The following is a 21,206-nucleotide window of genomic DNA, read 5'->3' as shown; positions in this document are numbered from 1 at the left end:
ATAAAGAAAATACCTAACGGAGGCGTTATGGATGATATCGATCGCCAAATCCTGACCATTCTGGCGGAAGATGCGCGTGCATCGTTGAAGACGCTGAGCGCGCAGGTGGGGCTGTCGTCGCCGAGCACGTCGGAAAGACTGCGGCGGCTGGAGGAAAGCGGCGTGATCCAGGGTTATACCCTGAACGTCAATCTGCAGGCGGTAGGCTATGCCTTCGAGTCGCTGGTGCGCATCAAGCCGCTGCCGGGCATGCTGAAGAAGGTCGAGCAGCTGATTCAGGCGATCCCGGAAGTGGTCGAATGCGATAAGGTGACCGGCGAAGACTGCTTTATCGTGCGGCTGGTGGCGCACTCGATGGAACAGCTCGACCATACCCTCGATCGGCTGGCCGAGCATGCGCAGAGCAACACCTCGATCGTGAAAACCACGCCGGTCAAGCGCCGCCTGCCGCCGCTGCTCTGATCAACGCCGCCGTTTGCGGGCGAACGGGTTGCCGCGCTTCTTCTCTTTTTTGGCCGCGTCGGCGGCGGATTTCAGCGCCGCCAGATGCGCCTTGTCGGCCTCCGGCACCGCGCGCTGCTCAATCGGGAACACCGGCAGCGACGCCAACAGCCGCGAACCGTAGTTTTTGGTCAACAGCCGGCGATCGTAGATCACGATCTCGCCGTAGCATTGGTTACTGCGGATCAGTCGGCCGACCTGCTGGATCAGGTTGAACGAGGCGCTCGGCAGGCTCTGCACTTCGAACGGATAGCGCTTCAGTGATTTCAGCCACTCGCCTTCGGTGATGATCACCGGGCTGTCGATCGGCGGGAACGCGATTTTGTGAATATGCACCTGGGTCAGCAGTTCGCCTTTCAGATCCAGCCCTTCGGCGAACGATTGCAGCCCCACCAGCACGCTGGCGACGCCCTTCTCCACCCGCTTGCGGTGCTCTTCCACCAGCCGGTAGCGCGGCTGGTCGCCCTGCACCAGCAGCATCAGCCGCAGATCGGTCACGTAGCTGAGGAAAGTCTGCATCGCCCGGTGGCTGCTGAACAGGATCAGCATGCCTTTGTGCTTGCCGCTCGCCTGCTCGGCGCGGAAAAACCGCGCCATCTCCTCGAGGTGCTCCGCCTCGTTGGCGAGCGCCGGTTCATAGCGCATCTGCGGAATGACAATTTTGCCCTGTTCGACGTGATTGAACGGCGAAGAGAGCGTTTCGAAGCGATCGCCGGCCTTCTCGCTCAGCCCGCTCATCTCCTGCAAACGCGCGAAGCTGTTCAGTGAACGCAGCGTGGCCGAGGTGACCACCACGTGCGGCACCTTGCGCCACAGCAGCTTCTCCAGCTGGTCGCTGACGCGGATGCCGACGCAGTGCAAATACAGATGGGTAACGTTATCGCGCAGCTCGCGCGTGACCCATTTGGAGATCGGCGCGTTGGACGACTTGTCGAGCGCCGCCAGCCGCCACAGCTTGCTCATCGCCTCCAGATAGCCCAGCGTGCGGCTCATCTGAATGATCGCGCGATGCAGACGCACGATGTCGTGCTTGCCGGTCTGCTCGGTAAGATCGTTAAGCACGAACTCCGCCAGCCCGCGTAATGCATCGGTCAGTTTAAACAGCCGCGCGCAGCTCTCCACCATCTCCGCGGGCAGCTCGCCCATTTCAAAACGGTGCTCGGCCGCCACGCTATCGCCGGGCAGGTAGGCGCTGACCTGATGCTCGAAGATCTGCACCAGCTCGCGCAGCTCTTCGCAATGGTTTTTCAGCCGTTCGCTGTTGGCCAGCCCCGGCGGATTCTTCGGCCGGTACTGCGTCATGCACTGCTCGACCTGGCGCACGATCATGTCCAACTGCAGGTTGGTCGACAGCGCGGTGATTTCCCCGTCGATCTCCAGCGCGTCGCGCGCCACCTCAGGCAAATGATGGCCTTCGTCCAGCACCAGCAGCAGCTCTTTCGGGTTCGGCAGCACCGATTCCGTCTCCAGCGCCGCCATCACCAGCGCGTGATTGGCCACCACCACGTCGGCGCTCTCGATCTCTTTGCGGGCAATATAGAACGGGCATTCGCGAATGTAGTGGCAGTTGCGCCCCAGGCAATTGGCCTTGTCGGTGCTCAGCTTGGCCCACAGCGGATCGTCGATGCTCTGCTGATAGTGATCGCGCAGCCCGTCCCACTCGAAGCGAGCCAACGCCTTGGTCAGTTTCTGGCACAGCGCCTGCTCTTCGCCGCTGGACGGCGCCAGTTCGTCGTCGAGGAACAGCGTCAGATCGCCCTGTTGACTGACGTCGGTGCTCATCGCCGCCAGGTTACGCGGGCAGACGTAACGCCCGCGGCCAAAGGCACCGGTAAATTTCAGATCGGGGATAATCTTCTTCAGCAGCGGCAAATCTTTGCTGTAGATCTGGTCCTGTAGCGCCACGTTGGCGGTGCTCACCACCAGCGGCTTGCTCTCCGCCCGCCCGACGGCGATGCCCGGGATCAGATAAGACAGCGTTTTACCGACGCCGGTCGGCGCCTCGATCGCCAGATGGCGCGGGTAGTCACCGGCCAACGTCTTCGCCACCTCGGCGATCATCTGACGCTGGGGCGCGCGGGAAATGAAATCCGGTATTTGCTGCTGCAGGGCTTTGTACCACTGGCCAATCTGATCTTTAACTGCGGAGGAGAGCGCCATTCAACTCTTATCTAAACGAAATGATGGCGCTATTGTCCCACAGACCGCCGGCGACGTCAGCCCGAGTTACGCCTGCGGATCGATCATCGAGGCGCGACCTCCGCCGAACGACCACTCGTCCAACTGGGTGGTGGCGATCACCACCATCACATCCTCGGGGTTCAGCCGCAGCTTTTCCATCAGCAACGCCGCCAGCCGTCGGTAGAAACGCCGCTTGGTGTCGCTGTCGCGCGGCCGCCCGGCGGTGATGTAAAACAGCACGAAATCCGCGCTGCGCGGCCCGCCGAGATAATCGCGATCGTAGATAAGCTCGCCGGGGCGGTATTGATCGATCACCTGAAATTTGTCCGTCGGCGGCACCTCGAACGCCTCTACCAGCGCCTGATGCAGGCTGTCGGACAAGGTTTGCAGGTAGTCAGCGGATTTGCCCTGATGCAGGGCGATGCGGCTAAACGGCATGGGGCGCCTCCGGTTCCAGCTCGCGCAGGCGCGCCACGGCCGATGCCGCTGCAGGCCAGCCGGCGTAGAACGCCAGATGGGTGATGAGCTCGGCCAGTTGCTGACGCGCCACGCCGTTGCGCTGCGCCAGCTGCAGGTGAAACGGCAGCTGTTCCACGCGGTTGAGCGCCACCAGCGCGGCGACGGTGATCAGGCTGCGCTCGCGCGGGCTCAGCTCTGGCCGCTGCCAGACATCGTCAAACAATATGTTGTCGCTGAGCTGCGCCAGCTTGGGGGCAATATCGCCGAACGCCTGTTGCCCGGCCTGGGATTCTGATGGCATCACACTCTCCTGTCAGTTACGGATAGCCTTACGCTACCCGCCGCCGCAGCGAGTGAAAATCGGGATTTTCGACAGTCTCGGTTCAGAAAAACGGGAGGGTTCCCCGCCGGGCAGCGGGGAGGTTTCACGATTCCAGTGGGGCAACGCCGTCGAAATGGGCGCTCAGCAGCGCATTCAGCTCCGGCCGCTGCTCCACCCGTTCGGCGATGGCGTACAGCCGCGGGCAGTGCTGCCGGAACCACGCGCGGCCCGGCCGCCAGTTGCACATCACCGCCACGTACAGATCCAACGCGCTGAAGCTCTTGCCGAGAAACCACGGGCCCGCTGCGCCGGCGGCGGCGTTCAGCTGCTGCAATAAACGCTCGCGATAATCCATCACCGCATTTTTCAGCTGCTCCGCCCCCGCCGCCTGCGGCTGCCAGCGCTGCGGATGGTCGGCATAGGTGAAGGTGGGGTAAATCTCCGCGTTAATGAACAGCAGCCAGCGCAGAAAACGCGGCAACAGCGGTGAGCCGCCGGGCGGCGCCAGTTCAGCATGCGGTGCGCGATCGTGCAGCAGCAGGATAATCGCCGCGCTCTCCGTCATCACTTCGTCATTGGGCAACACCAAGGTAGGCACCTGGCCCAGCGGGTTTAGCGCCAGCAGGCGATCGCGCTCCGGGCCGTCCTGCGTGTAGTCCACCTCCTCATAGCCCCAGGGGAACGCGGTCAACGCCAACGCGGCGGCCACGATCGTCGAACCGCAACCCTGCGTGCCGAACAAAGTATAAGTATCGTGCATGATTCCTCCCGCAGCGGAACAAGGTATCGATAACTGTAGACCAGCCGCCGACCGTCGGCTGAAGAAAAAATTCACCCTTTGCGCGACTTTTTTAATCGTTCGACATGAAAATGAATTTTTTGTCATAAATGGATCACATTACTACGGTAAAAATTCTCCGCCGCCAACAATCAGGCGGCACAGTGAAACAGCAATGCAACTGATGATAAGCGTCTTTCAATCGAATAAAGCAGGGTAACCCATGAAACGTAATCTTCTGGCCGTTATTATTCCGGCACTTTTACTTGCGCAAGCGGCACAGGCAGCAGAAATCTACAATAAAGACGGCAACAAGCTCGATTTTTACGGCCGTGTAAAAGCCCTGCATTATTTCTCCGATGATGCCGGCAACGACGGTGATAAAACTTACGTCCGCATCGGCTTTAAAGGCGCGACTCAGATTAACGATATGCTGACCGGCTACGGCCAGTGGGAATATCAGATCGCCGCCAACCATACTGAATCCGACGGCACTAAAGACACCAAAACGCGTCTGGGCTTCGCCGGTCTGAAATATAAGGATCTCGGCTCCTTTGACTACGGCCGCAACTACGGCATCATTTACGACGTCGGCGCCTGGACGGATATGATCCCTGAATTCGGCGACGATGCTTATATCAAGACCGACAACTTCATGAACGGCCGCACCAACGGCGTCGCCACCTACCGTAATAACAACTTCTTCGGTCTGGTTGACGGCCTGAAATTTGCCGTGCAGTACCAGGGCAAGAACGAAAACGACGGCCGCTCCGCCAGCAAGGCGAACGGCGACGGTTGGGGCCTCTCCTCCAGCTACGAAATCATCGACGGTCTGAGCGTGGGTGCCGCCTATGCCTCTTCCAACCGCACCGCCACGCAAAAAGCGGGCACCTTCGGTAAAGGCGACAAGGCCGATATCTGGGCCGGTGGTCTGAAATACGACAACAACAACGTCTACCTGGCCGCGACTTATTCGCAGAGCCGCAATATTGCGCCTATTTCCGGCACCGCCACCATCAATAACAATTCGACTTCCGTTAGCGGCTTCGCCAATAAAGCGGAAGGGATTGAATTGGTCGCGCAATATCAGTTCGACTTCGGTCTGCGCCCATCGCTGGGTTACGTTCAGCAGAAAGGCAAAGATATTGAAGGCATCGGCGATGTCGATCTGGTGAAATATTTCGACGTGGCGGCGACCTATTACTTCAACAAAAACATGTCCACTTATGTCGAATATAAAATCAACCAGCTCGATGACGACAACAAGCTGGGCCTGAAAAACGACGACGTCGTTGTTCTCGCCCTGACCTACCAGTTCTGATGTGATGAATGAATAACCACCACTGCAAACTTTAGCGTCACTTGATACCCAGAGTTTTATTTCGCCGGGCGGCTGCGTCCGGCTTTTTTGTTTTTATTTTCCCCGCCAACGAATCCCCCCGCTTGCCTTGCAAAACAAACGGGTCTACATGTATAGCTTTCCCCCGAGCGGAATCAGCCATGCACAACGACGGACGCTTCGACTTCCACAACGCCGTGCGCTACAGCAGCGACGAGCTGGCCAATATCCTCACCCACTGTTTTGAAAACTACATTGTACGCTTCGTGCTCGACGGGCCGGCCTTCGCCGCCCGCTTCGGCGCCGAAGACCTCAGCCTGAACGACAGCCTGATCGTCACCCATCGCCAGGAACCGGTGGCGGTGGCGCTGATCGCCCGTCGCGGCCGACACAGCCGGGTCGCGGCCTTTTCCATACGCCCCGAGATGCGCGGTCAGGGGCTGGGTAAGGCGCTGATGCAGCGGGTGGTGGCGGATGCCCGTCAGCGCGGCGACCATCGGCTGTCGCTGGAAGTGATCGAAGGCAACGAAGCCGCGCTGGCGCTGTACCATCGCGCCGGGCTGCGCATCGTGCGCACCCTGACCGGCCACCAGGCGCCGGCGGAAGTGCCGCCAGGCACGGCGGTGCTGCAGGCGGTCGATCCGTTGACCGTCAGCCATCGCCTGACGGCGGAAGGCGCCACCGACCTGCCCTGGCTGATTGCCCCCGAATCGCTGTTCAAGCTGCCGGGCACACCGCGAGCCTATACGCTCAATCGTCAGGCCTACGCCGTGGTGATACCCGGCGCAGAGCACTGCTGGCTGCGCCTGATCTACGTGCCCCCGCAGCACCGCGGTCAGGGGCATGCCCGCGCCTTGCTGGCCGCCCTGCAAGCGCAGTTCGCCCCTTTGCCGCTGACCGCCAACGTCTTTGTGCCCGAGGTGGCCGCCCCCTTCTTTACGCATCTTGGCTGGCGTCAGGAGCCCCTGCGCCAGTTCGAGATGGATATGCTGCTGGACAGCCCACAAGACTAAAACCGAGAGAGAGAACGATGGCAGGAAAACAGGCAAGGAAACTCACCCTTGGCGCGGCAGTTGGCGTCGCGCTGCTGACGCTGGCCGGTTGCGCGCAGCCGCCGCATACCGACGCTCAGGCCCAGCAGCGGCTGGCGGATCAGTCGGTGCTGGCGGTGAACTGGTTCCAACAGTCCGGTGAATACCAGGCGCTGGCGCATCAGGCGTTCAACAGCGCGCAGCGCGCCTTCGATCAGGCCAAGGCCGCACCGGGCCGCAAAAAGGCGGTGGTGGTCGATCTGGATGAAACCCTGCTGGACAACAGCGCCTACTCCGGCTGGCAGGCGCAGCAGGGCCAGCCGTACGACGGCACCACCTGGGCCCAATGGACGCAGGCCGAACAGGCCGGCGCGGTGCCGGGTGCCGTGTCGTTCGCCCGCTACGTTAACGCTCATCAGGGAACAATGTTCTACGTCTCGAACCGCAAGCAGAGCGAATACGCTGCCACGGTGGCCAACATGCAGAAGCTCGGCTTCACCGGCATGTCGGAAAAGACCGTCTTGCTCAGTACCGACACTTCCAATAAGCAGGCGCGCTTCGACGCCATCAAACAAGCCGGCTATGACATCGTGGTGTACGCGGGCGACAACCTGAACGACTTCGGCGCCGCGACTTACCACCAGGATAATGCGCAGCGCCGGGCGTTCGTCAGCGAGAACCAGAACAAGTTCGGCACCGAATTCATCGTGCTGCCCAACCCGCTGTACGGCGATTGGGAAAGCGGCCTGGCCCGCGACTACAACAAGCTGACGCCACAGCAGAAGCTGCAGGTGCGCCAACAGGCGATCAAAGCCTGGCGCGGGCGCTAAGCCTCACAGCAGTTTGTACATATAGCAGGTGGCCTCCAACGCCCCGCCGTCGCTGGCGCGGGCGTATTGCGGGATATCGCCCGCCGCCTCGAACCCCAATTGACGGTACAATCCCTGCGCCGCGCTGCCGCTCAGGGTGTCCAGCACCAACAGGCTGCGCCGATGACGCGCCGCCAGCGCCTGCACTTCCTGCATCAACAGCCGGGCGATGCCCTGCCGCCGCGCCTGCGGATGCACCATCAGCTTGACCACTTCCGCCCGGTGACGGCCGTTGTCCGGCATCGCCAACAGCAGTTGCACGGTGCCGACCGGCCGACCGTTCTCGAGCGCCACCAGCATCGCACGCTCTCCCCGCACCAGGGCCGGCAGCAGCCCCAGCCAAAACGCCTGCGCCTGTTCCAACGTAAAGGGCATGACAAAACCGATGCTGGCGCCGTGCGCCACGCTGGCGTGCAGCATCTCGGCCAACTCGGCCATGGCACTTTGCGCCGCATCGGCGTCCCACTGTTGCAATTCAATCATGGCTATGGCCTGCAGATAACGAGCGTGTAATGGGCCGGCTCATCGCCGGGGACATGGAAACAGGAGGCGCCGAACAGGCGGTAGCGCAGGCAGTCGCCGGGCGACAGCCGGAAAACGCGCCCTTCCAGCGTCAATTCCAGCTGCCCGGACAACAGCCAGAGGTGATGCTCCAGCGCTGGAATCGACGGCAGGTCGTAATCGATCTGCGCGCCGGCATCCAGCCGGGCTTCGATAAACTCGGCCTTATACAATGCGCCGGGCGGGGAAACGGAGCGACGGTGAAAACCGCTGGCCCGATCGACCCACACCGGCTGTTGCGGCGGCCGCAGCAGCTCCGGCGGTTCGTCTTCGATTTCGCTCAACAGGCGCGACATGGTTAACCCGTAGGCGGCGCACAGCCGGTTCAGCAACGATGCCGTCGGGCTGGTCTCGGCGCGCTCCACCCGCGAGAGCGTCGCCCGGCTAAGGCCGGTGCGCTGCGCCAACTCCTCCAGCGACCACGCCCGCTGCTGGCGCAAATCCGCCAGCCGCTGCGCCAACCTCAGGTCGGCCATCTCCAAACCGTTATCCATCGTTCATACTCCGCTTAAAAATCCCATATAAGAGAAATAATCTCAAATTAGAGATATGGCAAGCGAATTTTAGAAAATGCCGCGCAGCGCGATGAAAATCAGCATGCTCAGCAACACCACCGCCAGCATATTGCGTAGAAAGAACGCCAGTATCACCGCAAACACCGCCCCCCACAGGTAAGGGTTATCCGGCGCGGCACGCAGCTGGTCGCCGCTGAAGGCGACAATCGGCCCGCAGATCGCCGTCAGCACCGCCGGCACGGAAAAGCTCAGCAGGGTTTTAACGCGCGGCGACAGACGCAGCGGCAACCCGGGCGCCAGAAAACAGTAGCGGTTGAAAAACACCACCAGCCCCATCAAAACGATCGTCAGCCAGATCATCGGCGTCCCCCGCTGCACAGCAGCCCGACCAGCATCGCCGCCACGGTGGCGATCACCAATGCGCCCGGCGTCTGGAAATGGTGCAACACGATGGAAAGCAGCAGCGCGGTCAGCACGCAGGCCAACACCGGCAGGCTGCGCACCAGCGGCACCACGATGGCGATAAAGGTGGCGGCGATGGAGAAATCCAACCCGTAACCGTCCAGATCGCCGGCGCTGCCGGCGGCCACGATGCCAAGCAGCGTGGAGAGAAACCAGCACAGGTAAAAGGTCAGCCCGGCGCCCAGCGCATACCAGCGGTTGAAACGCGCCGGCGTCTGTTCGCCGGTCAGCGCGAACAGTTCATCGGTGAGCAAGAATCCCAGCGCCAGCCGCCAGCGCAACGGCAGCGGCGCGATACGCTCCCGCAGCCGCAGCGCGTAAAGAAAATGCTGGGCGGTGACGAAAAAGGTCGACAGCAGGATCGCCAGCAGCCCGGCGCTGCCCTTGATCATGCCCATCGCCACCAGCTGCGACGCTCCGGCGAACACGATGGCCGACATGCCCAGCCCCTGCGCCGGCGTCAGGCCGCTTTGCAGGGCCATCGAGCCCGCCAGTACTCCCCACGGCACCACCGCCAGGCACAGCGGCAAGATAGCCACCCCGCCCTGCAGCGCGGGGCGCAGGCGGGCGGAGGGCGGCGTGATGAGGGGGATTGAATCAGTCATGGGCTTCTCCTTGAGTTGAAGAAGCCAGCTTACGGCGCAGGCGTACACGGGTATTGCACCCGATTGCCCGGCTATTTCAGCGATTTGACGTAGTCGCCCGGCGTGACGCCCATCGACTTGCGAAAATGGCGGTGGAAATGGCTTTGATCGTGAAAGCCGCAGCTCAACGCACTTTCCAGCACGCTGTTGCCGGCCTTCAGCATGCCGCGCGCCTTGCGCAGCCGCGCCTGAATTTGATAGGCGTGCGGCGGCAGGCCGGTGGCCTGCTGAAACTGCCGCAGCAGGTAATAAGGACTGAGCGCCACGCGATCCGCCAGCTCCAGCAGCGAAATGTCCGCCTCGGGGAAATCGTCGAGAAAGGCTTTCACCCGCGCCACTTGGCTTTGCGCCCGGCTCTGCGGCGCAGGATCGATACGGCTTTTGCCGTGCCGCAGCATCAGCCAGGTCAGCGCCGAGAACACCATGGTCTCCTTCATCAGCCGGTTCTCATCGCTGCGCAGCAGGCTGAACGCCATGCGCAACTGGCCAGCCAGGCCGACGTCGTGCACCACCGGGTTGGGAAAATAAGGCGTCGCGCCGGCGCCGGTTTTCAGATCGCGCGATAAAAAGGCCAGTAGCTCCGGCGCCGGGTACATCGCCTGATACGACCAGCCCTCTTCGGTGGCGGAACTGCCAGTATGAATATCGTCGGCGTTGACCAGAATGATGCTGCCCAGCGGCGCCACGTGTTCGCCGCCGGTGCGGTAGAAGCGCTGGGCGCCATCGTCGATGACGCCCACGCAGAAGCCTTCATGGCTGTGGCGCGAGAAGGTTTGGCGGCGGTAGGTGGCCTGCAGCACTTCCAGCCCGCCAAGATCGTCGACGTGCATAAAATGAGCCTGCTCCCGGGATGCTTTGCGCGCTATGCCTTCCGCCTTCATCTTGCCTACCTCCGCTGAATGAGAGGCATTCTAGCACTCGCGCGAGGGCGGGTTTTGTACAAAATTGCCCGTCTCGGCCCCCGGCGGCGCGATCGCCGCGCAGCGCCAGGCGCTGAATACCGCCAGCAGCGGCGCCAGCGCGAACGCCAGGAACAGCCAACGCGCCGCCGATGCCGCGCCCGTCGCGCCACCCGGATCGTTCAGCCCCGCCAGGTTGGCGATCATCCCGGCCAGCGCCGCACCGAATGCGGTGGCGAACAGCTGCACCGTGGTAATTGAAGCGCCGGCGATATCTTTGTCCGCTTCAGGTGCCACCTGCAAAATGCGCGTCAGCAGGTGCGGCCAACCGAAGCCGATGCCGAATCCCACCAGCAACAGCGCAATGACGATCGGCGCCAACGCCTGCCAGTGGCCGCCGGACGGCATCGGCATCAGGATCGCCAGCGCCAGCAAGCCCACCAGCACGAACAGCGGCCCGCTGACGATCGCCCGGCGAATGCCCGCTCCGCGCCAGCCGGAGCTGAGGATCTCGGACAACGTCCAACCGGCGGCCATAGCGGCGGCGATATAGCCGGAGATCAGCGGCGACTGGCCGTGCAGCAGCTGCAGGAAATAAGGCACGAAGATTTCGCTGGTCATGCCGATCACCAGCAACGCGGTCGTGATGTACAACGCCGCCAGCGATGAGCCGCGCCTCAGTGCGCCGTGCGGCAACAGGCGGGCGCGCGAGTGCGCTTCGCGCTTCAGCAACCAGGCCATCAGCACCAGCGAGAGCGCGATGCCCGCCAGGTTGATCCAGGCACTGTGCGCCAGGCTGCCGGCGGACACCACCAGCACCGCCACGGTCAGCAACAGCAGCTGTGCGGTCGGCAACGGTGCGGCCGCCTGCTGCGCTTTGCCCTTGGGCAGGATCAGGAAGGTAAACGCGGCGTACAGCGCCATGATCGGCAGCAGAATGCCGAAGGCCCAGCGCCAGGCGTTCAGTTCGGCGAAAATACCGCCTACCGCCGGCCCCACCAGGGTGGCGATGCCCCACATCGCCGAGATGAGCGCCATGGCGCGCGGCCACAGCCGCTGCTCGAATACCAGATTGATCATCGCGTAGGAGAGCGCAAAGATCAGCCCGCCACCAAAGCCCTGCACCGTGCGGCCGATCAGCATCACCGGCATGCTCGGCGCCAGCGCGCACAGCGCCGCCCCGGCGATGAAGAACAGCGAAGCCACCAGATAGGCGCTGCGCGCACCGTAGCCGCTGAGCAAGCGGGCCGACAGCGCGGAGCCGAGGATAGACGCCACCACGAACAGCGTGGTGTTCCAGGCATAGAGATCCAGCCCGCCGATATCCTGCACCACCGAGGGCAAGATGGTGGTGGCGACCAGAATATTGATGGCATGCAGCGCCACGCCGAGCGAGAGCGCGATCGCACTGGCCGCATTTTTGCCAGAGAAAAGGTCGCTCCAGCGGCTATCGTCATGGGTTATCACGGTTGTCGTCCTGTTTTCAGAGGAATGGCATTGAGTTGATCATAAGATTGCGTTAAATTTAACAAGAGTTATCTTGGAATAAGTTAGGGCGAGGCGGAGAAATATGTCAAGAATAAACTTGGAAAATAGCGGAAAGACCGCACAATCGGTCAGTGACCGCTTGCTGACGCTATTGAAAACCCGCGGCCCGCAGCAAGCTTCTGACGCAGGAAAGGTGCTCGGCACCACCGGTGAGGCGGCCCGCCAGCAGTTCGTCAAGCTGGCGAAAGAGGGGCTGGTCGAAGCGGTGGCGGAAACGCGCGGCGTAGGCCGCCCGGTACAGCTGTGGCATTTGACCTCGGCCGGCAATGCGCGCTTTCCCGATACCCATGCGGACCTGACGGTTCAGCTGCTGCGCACCGTGCGCGACAAGCTGGGCGAACAGGCGCTCGACGTGCTGATCGAAACCCGCGAGCAGGAAAACCGCATCAACTACAAGCAGGCGATGATTGGCGCCGCCGATCTGCAGGAGCGCGTGGCGCGCCTGACCGAGATCCGCTGTCGCGAAGGGTATATGGCCGAATGGCGCCAGGAGGAGGACGGTGCCTATCTGCTGGTGGAAAACCACTGCCCGATTTGCGCCGCTGCCACCGTCTGCCAGGGCTTCTGCCGGGCGGAGCTGAGTATCTTCACAGAAGTGCTGCAGGCGCAGGTGGAGCGCGCCGAACACATTCTGGCCGGCTCGCGCCGCTGCGCCTACCGGATTTCGCTCCTGTAACACCGGTTTTTGCCCACGTTTTCAACCGGTACAGATTATTCTGCTTGTGCACCCCACACCTTCCCTTCTAAGGTTGAATTAACGAACATTCAGGCAAACAGCGGGCTTCGCGCCCGCTTGGCAAATCCGTCGGCGCTAAGCGCGCAGCGGCAGAGTAACCCCACGGGAGTTGAACGATGAAGAAGCCGCATGCCGGATTCTGGCTGGCGACGCTGGGACTGGGCGTTTGCTGGCTGCTGGCGCTGCTGACTCGCGATCGGCTCAACGGCCTACTGCTGGCCGGCGCGGCGCTGGCGCTGATCTTTACCCCTGCCACCCGCCGTAAGGGCGCGGCTCTGGCTGCCCTGGGCGGTATCGGCATGGATGGGCTATGGAGCTACAGCGGCGTGCTGCACTACAGCGGGCAACACGGCCTGCCGCTCTGGACCCTCGCGCTGTGGATCGGCTTCGGCTGCTGGTGGTATTGGCTGCTGGACGTGGTCAGAGCGGCGCCCTGGCCGCTGGCGGTGCTGGGCGCCGCCGTCGGTCCTTTCGCCTACGCCGTCTCCTGGAAGCTGGGCGTGTTACTGCCCGGCGTGCCGCCGGAGTTCATGCTGCTGTTGCTGGCCGTCGGCTGGTCGATTTACCTGCCGGCCGTCAGTTGGCTGCAGTGGAAGCGGCGGAACAGCTGAACGGCTTGCGGCAGTCGGGAAAAATAATGCCGAAAGCCATTGCTTATCGGTTGCCCAATCGGGTTTACTGAGCGTTCTAATAATAATCATCCCTGCAAAAACACATCCCTATGCTTAGCCAACAAAGCCGTAGCGTCCTGCCGTTGATCGGGGCGTTGTTCACGTTATATATCGTTTGGGGTTCCACCTATTTCGTCATTCGCCTCGGCGTCGCGCAGTGGCCGCCGCTGATGATGGCCGGGATTCGCTTTCTGATTGCCGGCATCGTGCTGTTCAGTTTCCTGGCCTGGCGCGGCCACGCGCTGCCGACGCCGAAGCAGTGGCTGGCCGCCGGCGCCATTGGCATTCTGTTGCTCGCGGTAGGCAACGGCCTGGTGACGGTGGCGGAACACCAACATGTGCCGTCCGGCATCGCCGCGGTGATGGTGGCGACGGTGCCGCTGTTCACCCTCTGCTTCAGCCTGCTGTGGGGCATGCGCAACACCAAACTGGAATGGGCCGGTATTGCGCTCGGGTTAGTGGGCATCGTGCTGCTCAACACCGGCAACAACCTGGTGGGCAACCCGACCGGCGCGCTGTTGATCTTGCTGGCGTCGGCCAGTTGGGCCTTTGGCTCGGTATTGGGATCGCGCATCTCGCTGCCGGCCGGGCCGATGGCCGGCGCGGCGGAGATGCTGGTCGCCGGCGTGGTGTTATTGGTCGCCAGCCGGCTGAGCGGCGAGCACCTGGCTCAGATGCCGAGCACCGGCGGCTTTCTGGCGCTCGGGTACTTGATTGTCTTCGGCTCGATGCTGGCGATCAGCGCCTATATGTTCTTGTTGAAGAATGTGCGCCCGGCGGTCGCCACCAGCTATGCCTACGTCAACCCGGTGGTGGCGGTGCTGCTCGGCATCGGCTTTGCCGGCGAATCGCTGGCGCCGCGCGAGTGGCTGGCGCTGGTGATCATCGTGGCGGCGGTGGTGCTGGTGACGCTGGGAAAATACCTGTTCGCCCGCCCGGCCAACGTACAGGCCATCGACTGCGAACGGCGGTGATCACAAAGGGCGGTCTGCGGGCCGCCGTTAAAAACGATTCTTGTTTCACCCGGCGAAGGGGCTATAATTCCCGCTGTTCCAAGCAACCTGCGAAATTATTCCTATGCTGAAAAAAGCGTTCCTCATCGTCATCGCCCTGTGCGCCTTCGGTTCTCTGGGCGGCGTATTCCTCGCCGGGCTGAACATCTACACCCGTTCCACCACCCCGCATGAAGAAAGCGCGCCTGCCGGGGATACCGCCGCCACGCCGGCGCAAACCGAAACCCTTCAGGCCAAGTGATCGTCCATCCAACGCTGACAGCGCTGCTGTAAAAAGCGCTGCAGCTGCCTGACGCGTTCCGACACCTGCGAGCGATGCGGGCAGACCAGATTGATCGGCACCGCGTCGCTGCGCCATTCCGGCAACAGCTGCACCAGCCGCCCGGCGCGAATGTCGGCCACCACGTCGATCGCCGACTTGCGCACCACCCCGTGGCCAGCCAGCGCCCAGCGCCGCGCCACCTCGCCATCATCGGTAAAATAGCTGCCGTTCAACGGCACTTCGATCAGTTCCTCACCGCGCCATAGCCGCCATTCCACCTGTCGTTTGCCGCTGGGCTGATACACCAGAATGCTGTGCCGAACCAGATCGGCCGGCGTTTGCGGCGCGCCATGCCGCCGCAGGTAATCGGGGCTGGCGCAGATCAGCCGCCGGTGCTGCGGCAAAATGGGCAGCGCCACCAGCGAAGAGTCGGCCAACGGCCCGAAACGGAGCGCCACGTCCACCGGTTCGCGAAACAGATCGGCCTGCCGATCGTTGATCAGGAGCTGCAGCTGAATATGCGGGTGCTGCAGGCGGAACTCATCCAGCCAGCAGAGCAGCAAATTGCGGCCAAAATCCGACGGCGCGGAAATCTGCAGTACCCCGGACAGCCCCTGATGCTTCTCGCGGATCGCCTGCTCTCCTTCGGCCAACGCGCCCAGCGCCAGGCGCGCGCTGTCGAGATAGCGGGCGCCCTCCTCCGTCAACCTCAGGCTGCGGGTGGAACGCACCAGCAGCCGCGCGCCCAGCTGCTGCTCCAGCCTTTTCACCGCGATGCTGGCCGCCGCCGGCGTCATGTCCAGCGCGCGCGCCGCGGCGGAAAAACTGCCGCCGTCCACCGTGCGGACAAACACCTCGAGATCGACAAATGAGGTCATGTATTTCCCCTCTTTTTAGCCCAATCAATTATTAATATTAATTTACAAGTGTTTGCTATTAGGCGGGCTTTTTTCCTCATTTTCAATCAGGAAAGATAGATCCCGTTGAAACTTACCTAAAAAGAGGCCTTAACATGACGATTCCCGACTCCCCCCTGAAACGACAAAAGCTGGTGATCCTGGGCGGCACCAGCGGCATTGGCGCCGCGGTGGCCTACGCGGCGGCGGCGCGCGGCGCTGAAGTGGTGCTGGCTTCGCGTCGCCTTTCCCACGCCGGGGAGAAAAACGACGCGCTGCATCTGATGCAGGCCGACCTGACCGATGAAGCATCACTGCATGCGCTGTTTGCCGCCGTCGGCGCTTTCGACCATCTGGTGATCACCGCCGGGCCGTTGGTGGACGCGAAGCCGCTGGCGGAGACTGTCCTTGAACAGGCGCAGGCCGACTTCAACGTCAAATTCTGGGGCAGTTTGCGCGCGGTGCAGGCGGCGCTGCCGACGCTGGCGCCGCAGGGCTCGATCACCCTGACCTCCGGCCAGCTGTCGCGGAAATACCTCAACGGTCAGTTGGTCAAAACCGCCATCAACGCCGCGCTGGAAGCGGTCGGCAAACAGCTAGCGAAGGAGCTGGCGCCGCGGCGGGTGAACGTGGTCAGCCCCGGCATCACCGCCACCGAAGCCTACGACGGCATGAGCGCCGCGCAGCGTCAGGCGCTGTTCGAGCGCGTAAGCGGCAGCCTGCCGGTCGGCCGGATCGGCCAGGCGGCCGACGTCGCGGCGGGTTACCTGCTGGCGATGGAGAACGGTTTCGTCACCGGCAGCGTGATCGACATCGACGGCGGCGGCCTGCTGTAACGGCGGCTAGAGCGCCGTCACGCCCTGCGCGGCGGCCTGCTGTTCCAGCACGGTGATAATCTGGTAGGCCGAACGCGGCACCAGGCTGAAATCGCCGATCAGCAGGCGGTCGCTGACCGCCTCATCCAGCATCGCTCGGGCGCCGGCGCGCAGGATGTCCACCTGTTCCGGCGGCGTGCCGGCTGCGGTGATCAGCGGCAAACCGGGCACCGCCGCCGTGCGGCCGATGATTTTCAGCCCCTCCAGCGCCTGTGGCTGCGCGCGGCGCAGCAGTTCCATGCTGATGGAATCGATGGCGGCGATATCCGCCTGCCCGCTGCGGATCAGCTTCAGCGACTGGTAATGCGCCCCGGAGGCGATAGCCGCACCGAAGAATTTCCCGTCCTGCGCCAGCGGCGCGATCAGCGCGCGCAAGCCGTTGTAGCCGGACTGGGAATCGGTGCTGTTATACGCCACCGTCCGGCCGCGAAAATCCGCCAGCCGTTCGCCGGAGTCGCCCGCGCGCACCACCAGCCAGCTGCGGTAATTTGGCCCGTCGCACCCTTCCACCCGATAATGATAGGTTCCGATCAGCTGCACCTGCGGCAGGCTGCTGACCAACGGATAACCGCAGGTTTGGCTGAGCAAGAGATCCTCGCGCCGCCAATGCTGCGCCAGATCGTCCGGCCAGCTAAGCCGTTCCGGCGCCGCCGGCAACCCCAGCCGCAGCAGCTTGCCGCGCAAGACCTGCCAGAAGGATTCGGCCTGCTCCCGGCCAACGCCGTACATCGGTAGAGACACCTGCATCATTTCCCCCTTACCCCGCCGGAGTGGTCGCCAGCGTCTGCTGGCGCCAGGCGGTGAGATAACGCACCCAACGTTCGAACAGCATATCGGTGATAATAGCCAACAACGCCACGACCGCCGCGCCCTGGATCACATAGGCGGTGTTAAACCCGCTCAGGCCGATGATGATCGGCGAGCCGAGCGTCTTGGTGCCGACGGTGGAAGCGATGGCCGCCGTACCGATGTTAATGATCACCGACGTGCGGATCCCGGCGACAATCACCGGCGCCGCCAGCGGCAGTTCAACCCGCCACAGAATTTGCCAGGCGCTCATCCCCACGCCGCGGGCGATCTCGCGCGTGGCGGGCGGTACCGATTCGATGCCCGCCAGCGTGCCCTGCAGGATCGGCAGCAGGCCGTACAGCACCAATGCAATGATCGCCGGCTGCTCGCTGAAGCCCATCACCGGCACCGCTACCGCCAGCACCGCCACCGGCGGGAAGGTCTGCCCCACCGCCACTACCGTTTCCACCAGCGAACGAAACTCCCGGCCGCTGCGTCGGGTCACAGCGACGCCCGCCGCCACGCCGATTACCACCGCGATCAGGCTGGAGATCGCCACCAGCGACAGGTGCGCCCCCACCAGCGCGATAAAGCTGTCCTGCTGATAAATGGGCCGCTCCAAATCAGGGAACCAGGCGGCGAACAGGCCGCGCAGATGATCCATGTCGAACACCAGTGCCAACAGCAGCGCCAGCGTCCAGGGCAGCGGATCGCGCAGCAGGCGCCCGATGCGCCCGCTCATGACAGCGCCTGCCCGGCGATCAGATCGTTGAAATGCAACACCCCCAACGCTTCGCCCCGTTCATCCACCACCGGCAGGCAGTCGCTGCCGCGCGCCACGAACACCGACAGCGCCTCGCGTAGGCTCATGGCGGCGGCGATCGGCTCGCCCCCAGCGACGCCGGGCCGCACCCGCTCCGCCACCGTACCCAGCGACAGCAGCTTGATGCCGCGATCGCTGCGCCCGAAGAAATCGCGCACGAAATCGTTGGCCGGGGCGGTCAACAGCGTCAGCGGCGTGCCCTGTTGCACCACCCGCCCCTGATCGAGCAGCACCAGGCGATCCGCCAGGCTCAACGCCTCGTCGATGTCGTGCGTCACCAGCACAATGGTGCGGCCCGAGATCTGATGAATACGGGCGATCTCCGCCTGCAGCGCCGCGCGGGTGACCGGATCCAACGCGCCGAACGGTTCGTCCATCAACAACACCTCGGGATCGGCGGCGAGCGCGCGCGCCACTCCGACCCGCTGCTGCTGCCCGCCGGAAAGCTGGTGCGGGTAGCGACGGCGAAACAGATCCGGCTCCAGATGCAACAGCTCCAGCAACTCGGTAACCCGATCGCGGATGCGCGCACGCGGCCATTTCAGCAGTTGCGGCACGGTGGCGATGTTCTCCTCCACCGTCCAGTGCGGGAACAGGCCGATCGACTGGATCGCATAGCCCATGCGTCGCCGCAGATCCTGCGGTTTGAACGACTGGATCTCTTCGCCGGCAAAGAGGATCTTGCCCCGATCGTGTTCGATCAGGCGATTGATCATTTTTAACGTCGTGGACTTGCCAGAACCCGAGGTGCCAATCAACACGGTGAATTCGCCCTCGGCGATGTGCAGCGTGAGATCGTCGACCGCCGGCTTGCCCTGAAAAATTTTGCTGACTTGCTCAAAGTGAATCATCGGCGCGATACGTCCAGGATTGAAACCCAAAATTTAAACAGCGAATCGACGATGACCGCCATCATGACCACCGGGATCACCCCCAGCAAAACCAGATCCAGCGCGCTGCTGAGCAGCCCCTGGAACACGATGGCGCCAAAGCCGCCGGCGCCAATCAGCGCCGCTACCACCGCCATGCCGACGGTTTGCACCGCCAGGATGCGCACGCCGGTCAGGAACAGCGGCAACGCCAACGGCAGCTGCACGCGCAGGAAAATCTGCCCGCGCGTCAACCCCATGCCGGTGGCGGATTCGATCACCCCGGCCGGCACGCTCTGCAGCCCCGCCACCACGCTGCGCACCAGCGGCAACAGCGCGTACAGCACCAGCGCCACGATCGCCGGCGCCATGCCGATGCCGCTGACGCCGTGCTCCGCCAGCCAGGGCACCGCCGCCGCCAGCCCCGCCAGCGGCGCAATCAGCAGGCCGAACAGCGCGATGGAAGGCACGGTCTGGATAATGTTCAGCGCGGAAAAAATCGGCCTCTGCCAGCGCTCGGAGCGAAAACACAGCACCCCGAGCGGCACGCCGATCGCCAGCGCCGGGGCCATCGTCGCCAGCAGAATGGTCAGGTGCTGCAACAGCGCGGCGTCAAACACCTCCTGACGATTGTGGTACTCCTTCAGCAGCGACAGCTGATCGAGCTGATGCCCGAACAGCAGCAGCGCCGGCGGCACCAGCACCAGCGCGTTGCCCAGCATGCGCCACAGGTGCGACGCGGTGAGGCGCGCCATGGCGTCGGCAGCGATCAGCAGGCTCAGCGCCATCGTCAGCCAGCAGCCGCTGCCCCAAGAGGTGCGCGCCAGGCGCGACCCCTCCTGCGCCAGACGCCCGGCGGCCTGCCCGCTGATCCAAAAGGCCAGCGTCAACACCCCGCAGGCGGCCAGCGCCGCCAGCAGCGCCCGCCCCCGCGTCGGCGGCAACAGGCTGAGGATCGCCAATGCCGCCAGCGGCAACAGCAGCCACAGCGCCGGGCCGTGCAGCAGGGAGAACAAGGAGAGGCTTTTGCCCGACAACAGGCGATTGGGGGCATAACTGAGGAACGGCAGGCCGAACGCGGCCAGCAGCAACAGCATGAACAGCGTCAACAAGACGCGATGTTTTACGGCGATAGTCAAAGAAACGCTCCGGCTCCCTCGGTTAACCCCCTCTCCCGACGGCAGAGGGGGCACCTCGGCATTATCCCTTAACAAACCCTTTCTCTTTCAGATAAGCGGCCGCCACCTGTTTGGCGTCCTGGCCTTCCACGGCGATCTGGGCGTTGAGTTTTTGCAGCGTCGGCCCGTCCAGCGAGGCGAACACCGGCTTCAGCAGCTCAGGCAGATTGGCGTGCGCTTTCAGCGCCGCTTCGCGCACGATCGGCGCCGGCGCGTAGATCGGCTGTACGCCTTTCGGGTCCGCCAAGGTCTGCAACCCCAGCGCCGCTACCGGGCCATCGGTGCCGTAGGCCATCGCCGCGTTGACGCCGGAGGTCTGCTCCGCCGCCGCCTTGATGGTCACCGCCGTATCACCGCCGGCCAGGGACAGCAGCTGATCCTGATTCAGTTTGAAACCGTAGGCACTCTGGAACGCCGGCAGCGCATCCGGCCGTTCGATAAATTCCGCCGAGGCCGCCAGCTTGAACTTGCCGCCACCGTTGATCCACTTGCCGAGATCCGACAGCGTTTTCAGATGATTGGCCTCCGCCACGTCCTGGCGAATAGCGATGGTCCAGGTGTTGTTGGCCGGCGCCGCGTCCAGCCAGACGATTTTGTTTTTGTCGTAGTCGAGCTGTTTCACTTTCTCGAAGCCGGCCTGGGCGTTCTTCCACGCCGGATCTTTCTCATCGGAGAAGAAAAACGCGCCGTTGCCGGTGTACTCCGGGTAGATGTCGATCTCACCGGAGGTGATGGCGCCGCGCAGCACCTTGGTGGTGCCGAGCTGCAGCTTGTTGGTGGTCTTGATGCCGTTGGCTTCCAGCACCTGCACGATGATGTTGCCGAGCAGCGAACCTTCGGTATCGATCTTGGAGCCGACGCGCACCGAGTCGGCCGCCTGCGCCAGGCCGCCGGTGGCCAGCAGAGCCAGCGCGACGGCAAAGGAACGTCCGCGTGATAAGGTGATTGCCATACTTTTCCTCTGGTTATACGTTTTCCGGCTCAT

General features: G+C 63.2%; 25 protein-coding genes. 9 read left to right on the top strand and 16 right to left on the bottom strand.

Annotation, left to right across the window (positions count from 1 at the left end; translation table 11 throughout):
• Positions 1 to 27 precede the first annotated feature (27 nt).
• The gene (locus GUC32_RS06900; RefSeq protein ID WP_025302064.1) at positions 28 to 462 is read left to right on the top strand and encodes an Lrp/AsnC family transcriptional regulator; all 435 of its coding nucleotides are present in this window, start codon (positions 28 to 30) and stop codon (positions 460 to 462) included.
• On the opposite strand, the gene dinG is transcribed toward GUC32_RS06900, so the two are convergent.
• From dinG to GUC32_RS06880, 4 genes are all read right to left on the bottom strand, one after another.
• Positions 463 to 2,661, bottom strand: coding sequence for an ATP-dependent DNA helicase DinG (gene dinG / locus GUC32_RS06895; protein WP_025302063.1), 2,199 nt, complete (start codon positions 2,659 to 2,661; stop codon positions 463 to 465).
• Between the two features lie 66 nt (positions 2,662 to 2,727).
• Positions 2,728 to 3,120 (bottom strand): tautomerase family protein, encoded by a 393-nt coding sequence (locus GUC32_RS06890; protein WP_025302062.1) that lies wholly within the window; start codon positions 3,118 to 3,120, stop codon positions 2,728 to 2,730.
• Positions 3,110 to 3,442 (bottom strand): carboxymuconolactone decarboxylase family protein, encoded by a 333-nt coding sequence (locus GUC32_RS06885; RefSeq protein ID WP_025302061.1) that lies wholly within the window; start codon positions 3,440 to 3,442, stop codon positions 3,110 to 3,112. Before GUC32_RS06885 ends, GUC32_RS06890 begins: the two co-directional genes overlap by 11 nt.
• A gap of 124 nt (positions 3,443 to 3,566) precedes the next feature.
• The gene (locus GUC32_RS06880; RefSeq protein ID WP_025302060.1) at positions 3,567 to 4,223 is read right to left on the bottom strand and encodes a glutathione S-transferase family protein; all 657 of its coding nucleotides are present in this window, start codon (positions 4,221 to 4,223) and stop codon (positions 3,567 to 3,569) included.
• 241 nt (positions 4,224 to 4,464) lie between these two features.
• Between GUC32_RS06880 and ompC the strand changes: the two genes are divergently transcribed.
• From ompC to GUC32_RS06865, 3 genes are all read left to right on the top strand, one after another.
• Positions 4,465 to 5,562, top strand: a complete 1,098-nt coding sequence (gene ompC / locus GUC32_RS06875; protein ID WP_025302059.1) for a porin OmpC — start codon at positions 4,465 to 4,467, stop codon at positions 5,560 to 5,562.
• Positions 5,563 to 5,741: 179 nt separating this feature from the next.
• Positions 5,742 to 6,593, top strand: a complete 852-nt coding sequence (locus tag GUC32_RS06870; protein ID WP_369435636.1) for an N-acetyltransferase family protein — start codon at positions 5,742 to 5,744, stop codon at positions 6,591 to 6,593.
• A 17-nt stretch (positions 6,594 to 6,610) separates the two neighbouring features.
• Positions 6,611 to 7,441: a 5'-nucleotidase, lipoprotein e(P4) family gene (locus GUC32_RS06865; protein ID WP_025302057.1), complete on the top strand. Its 831-nt coding sequence runs from the start codon at positions 6,611 to 6,613 to the stop codon at positions 7,439 to 7,441.
• A 3-nt stretch (positions 7,442 to 7,444) separates the two neighbouring features.
• Here the strand turns inward: GUC32_RS06865 and GUC32_RS06860 are convergent, their stop codons facing one another.
• The 6 genes from GUC32_RS06860 to GUC32_RS06835 all read right to left on the bottom strand — a co-directional run bounded on the left by GUC32_RS06860 (position 7,445) and on the right by GUC32_RS06835 (position 12,028).
• Positions 7,445 to 7,963 carry a GNAT family N-acetyltransferase gene (locus GUC32_RS06860; RefSeq protein WP_043137032.1) on the bottom strand — a complete coding sequence of 173 codons (519 nt, stop codon included), beginning with the start codon at positions 7,961 to 7,963 and terminating at the stop codon, positions 7,445 to 7,447.
• Positions 7,964 to 7,965: 2 nt separating this feature from the next.
• The gene (locus GUC32_RS06855; RefSeq protein ID WP_369435635.1) at positions 7,966 to 8,535 is read right to left on the bottom strand and encodes a helix-turn-helix domain-containing protein; all 570 of its coding nucleotides are present in this window, start codon (positions 8,533 to 8,535) and stop codon (positions 7,966 to 7,968) included.
• Positions 8,536 to 8,604: 69 nt separating this feature from the next.
• Positions 8,605 to 8,916, bottom strand: a complete 312-nt coding sequence (locus tag GUC32_RS06850; protein WP_043137027.1) for an AzlD domain-containing protein — start codon at positions 8,914 to 8,916, stop codon at positions 8,605 to 8,607.
• Entirely contained in the window at positions 8,913 to 9,623 is a 711-nt protein-coding gene (locus GUC32_RS06845; RefSeq protein WP_043137025.1) for an AzlC family ABC transporter permease, read from the bottom strand. Before GUC32_RS06845 ends, GUC32_RS06850 begins: the two co-directional genes overlap by 4 nt.
• Before the next feature lie 71 nt (positions 9,624 to 9,694).
• Positions 9,695 to 10,543, bottom strand: coding sequence for an AraC family transcriptional regulator (locus tag GUC32_RS06840; protein ID WP_369435634.1), 849 nt, complete (start codon positions 10,541 to 10,543; stop codon positions 9,695 to 9,697).
• A 30-nt stretch (positions 10,544 to 10,573) separates the two neighbouring features.
• Complete coding sequence (locus GUC32_RS06835; protein ID WP_025302051.1) at positions 10,574 to 12,028, bottom strand: MFS transporter; 1,455 nt, start codon at positions 12,026 to 12,028, stop codon at positions 10,574 to 10,576.
• A gap of 103 nt (positions 12,029 to 12,131) precedes the next feature.
• Between GUC32_RS06835 and GUC32_RS06830 the strand changes: the two genes are divergently transcribed.
• The 4 genes from GUC32_RS06830 (at position 12,132) to GUC32_RS06815 (ending at position 14,770) form a co-directional block, all read left to right on the top strand.
• Positions 12,132 to 12,785, top strand: coding sequence for a metalloregulator ArsR/SmtB family transcription factor (locus GUC32_RS06830; protein WP_025302050.1), 654 nt, complete (start codon positions 12,132 to 12,134; stop codon positions 12,783 to 12,785).
• Between the two features lie 176 nt (positions 12,786 to 12,961).
• Positions 12,962 to 13,456 carry a DUF2878 domain-containing protein gene (locus GUC32_RS06825; protein WP_025302049.1) on the top strand — a complete coding sequence of 165 codons (495 nt, stop codon included), beginning with the start codon at positions 12,962 to 12,964 and terminating at the stop codon, positions 13,454 to 13,456.
• Positions 13,457 to 13,566: 110 nt separating this feature from the next.
• A complete protein-coding gene (gene yedA / locus GUC32_RS06820; protein WP_025302048.1) occupies positions 13,567 to 14,490 on the top strand; it encodes a drug/metabolite exporter YedA in 924 nt (307 codons plus the stop codon).
• Between the two features lie 103 nt (positions 14,491 to 14,593).
• Entirely contained in the window at positions 14,594 to 14,770 is a 177-nt protein-coding gene (locus GUC32_RS06815) for a hypothetical protein (RefSeq protein WP_162837922.1), read from the top strand.
• On the opposite strand, the gene GUC32_RS06810 is transcribed toward GUC32_RS06815, so the two are convergent.
• Entirely contained in the window at positions 14,758 to 15,669 is a 912-nt protein-coding gene (locus GUC32_RS06810) for a LysR family transcriptional regulator (RefSeq protein WP_025302047.1), read from the bottom strand. The genes GUC32_RS06815 and GUC32_RS06810 overlap by 13 nt on opposite strands.
• A 134-nt stretch (positions 15,670 to 15,803) precedes the next feature.
• Between GUC32_RS06810 and GUC32_RS06805 the strand changes: the two genes are divergently transcribed.
• Positions 15,804 to 16,523, top strand: a complete 720-nt coding sequence (locus GUC32_RS06805; RefSeq protein WP_043137011.1) for an SDR family oxidoreductase — start codon at positions 15,804 to 15,806, stop codon at positions 16,521 to 16,523.
• A gap of 6 nt (positions 16,524 to 16,529) precedes the next feature.
• Here GUC32_RS06805 and GUC32_RS06800 read toward each other — a convergent pair whose 3' ends face one another.
• The 5 genes from GUC32_RS06800 to GUC32_RS06780 form a co-directional block, all read right to left on the bottom strand.
• The gene (locus tag GUC32_RS06800; RefSeq protein WP_080271245.1) at positions 16,530 to 17,291 is read right to left on the bottom strand and encodes a phosphate/phosphite/phosphonate ABC transporter substrate-binding protein; all 762 of its coding nucleotides are present in this window, start codon (positions 17,289 to 17,291) and stop codon (positions 16,530 to 16,532) included.
• A 28-nt stretch (positions 17,292 to 17,319) separates the two neighbouring features.
• The gene (locus GUC32_RS06795) at positions 17,320 to 18,093 is read right to left on the bottom strand and encodes an ABC transporter permease (RefSeq protein WP_043137004.1); all 774 of its coding nucleotides are present in this window, start codon (positions 18,091 to 18,093) and stop codon (positions 17,320 to 17,322) included.
• Positions 18,090 to 19,025, bottom strand: a complete 936-nt coding sequence (locus GUC32_RS06790; RefSeq protein WP_049208912.1) for an ABC transporter ATP-binding protein — start codon at positions 19,023 to 19,025, stop codon at positions 18,090 to 18,092. Before GUC32_RS06790 ends, GUC32_RS06795 begins: the two co-directional genes overlap by 4 nt.
• Positions 19,022 to 20,182, bottom strand: a complete 1,161-nt coding sequence (locus GUC32_RS06785) for an ABC transporter permease (RefSeq protein ID WP_369435633.1) — start codon at positions 20,180 to 20,182, stop codon at positions 19,022 to 19,024. The genes GUC32_RS06790 and GUC32_RS06785 overlap by 4 nt, the downstream gene beginning before the upstream one ends.
• A 61-nt stretch (positions 20,183 to 20,243) precedes the next feature.
• Positions 20,244 to 21,173 carry an ABC transporter substrate-binding protein gene (locus tag GUC32_RS06780; RefSeq protein WP_025302041.1) on the bottom strand — a complete coding sequence of 310 codons (930 nt, stop codon included), beginning with the start codon at positions 21,171 to 21,173 and terminating at the stop codon, positions 20,244 to 20,246.
• Positions 21,174 to 21,206 lie beyond the last annotated feature (33 nt).

It is taken from the genome of Serratia sp. NGAS9 (genome assembly GCF_009905295.1).
Lineage (GTDB): Bacteria > Pseudomonadota > Gammaproteobacteria > Enterobacterales > Enterobacteriaceae > Serratia > Serratia bockelmannii.
The sequence above is the reverse complement of the archived record's forward strand: the minus strand, read 5'-3'. Positions and strand labels throughout refer to the sequence as shown.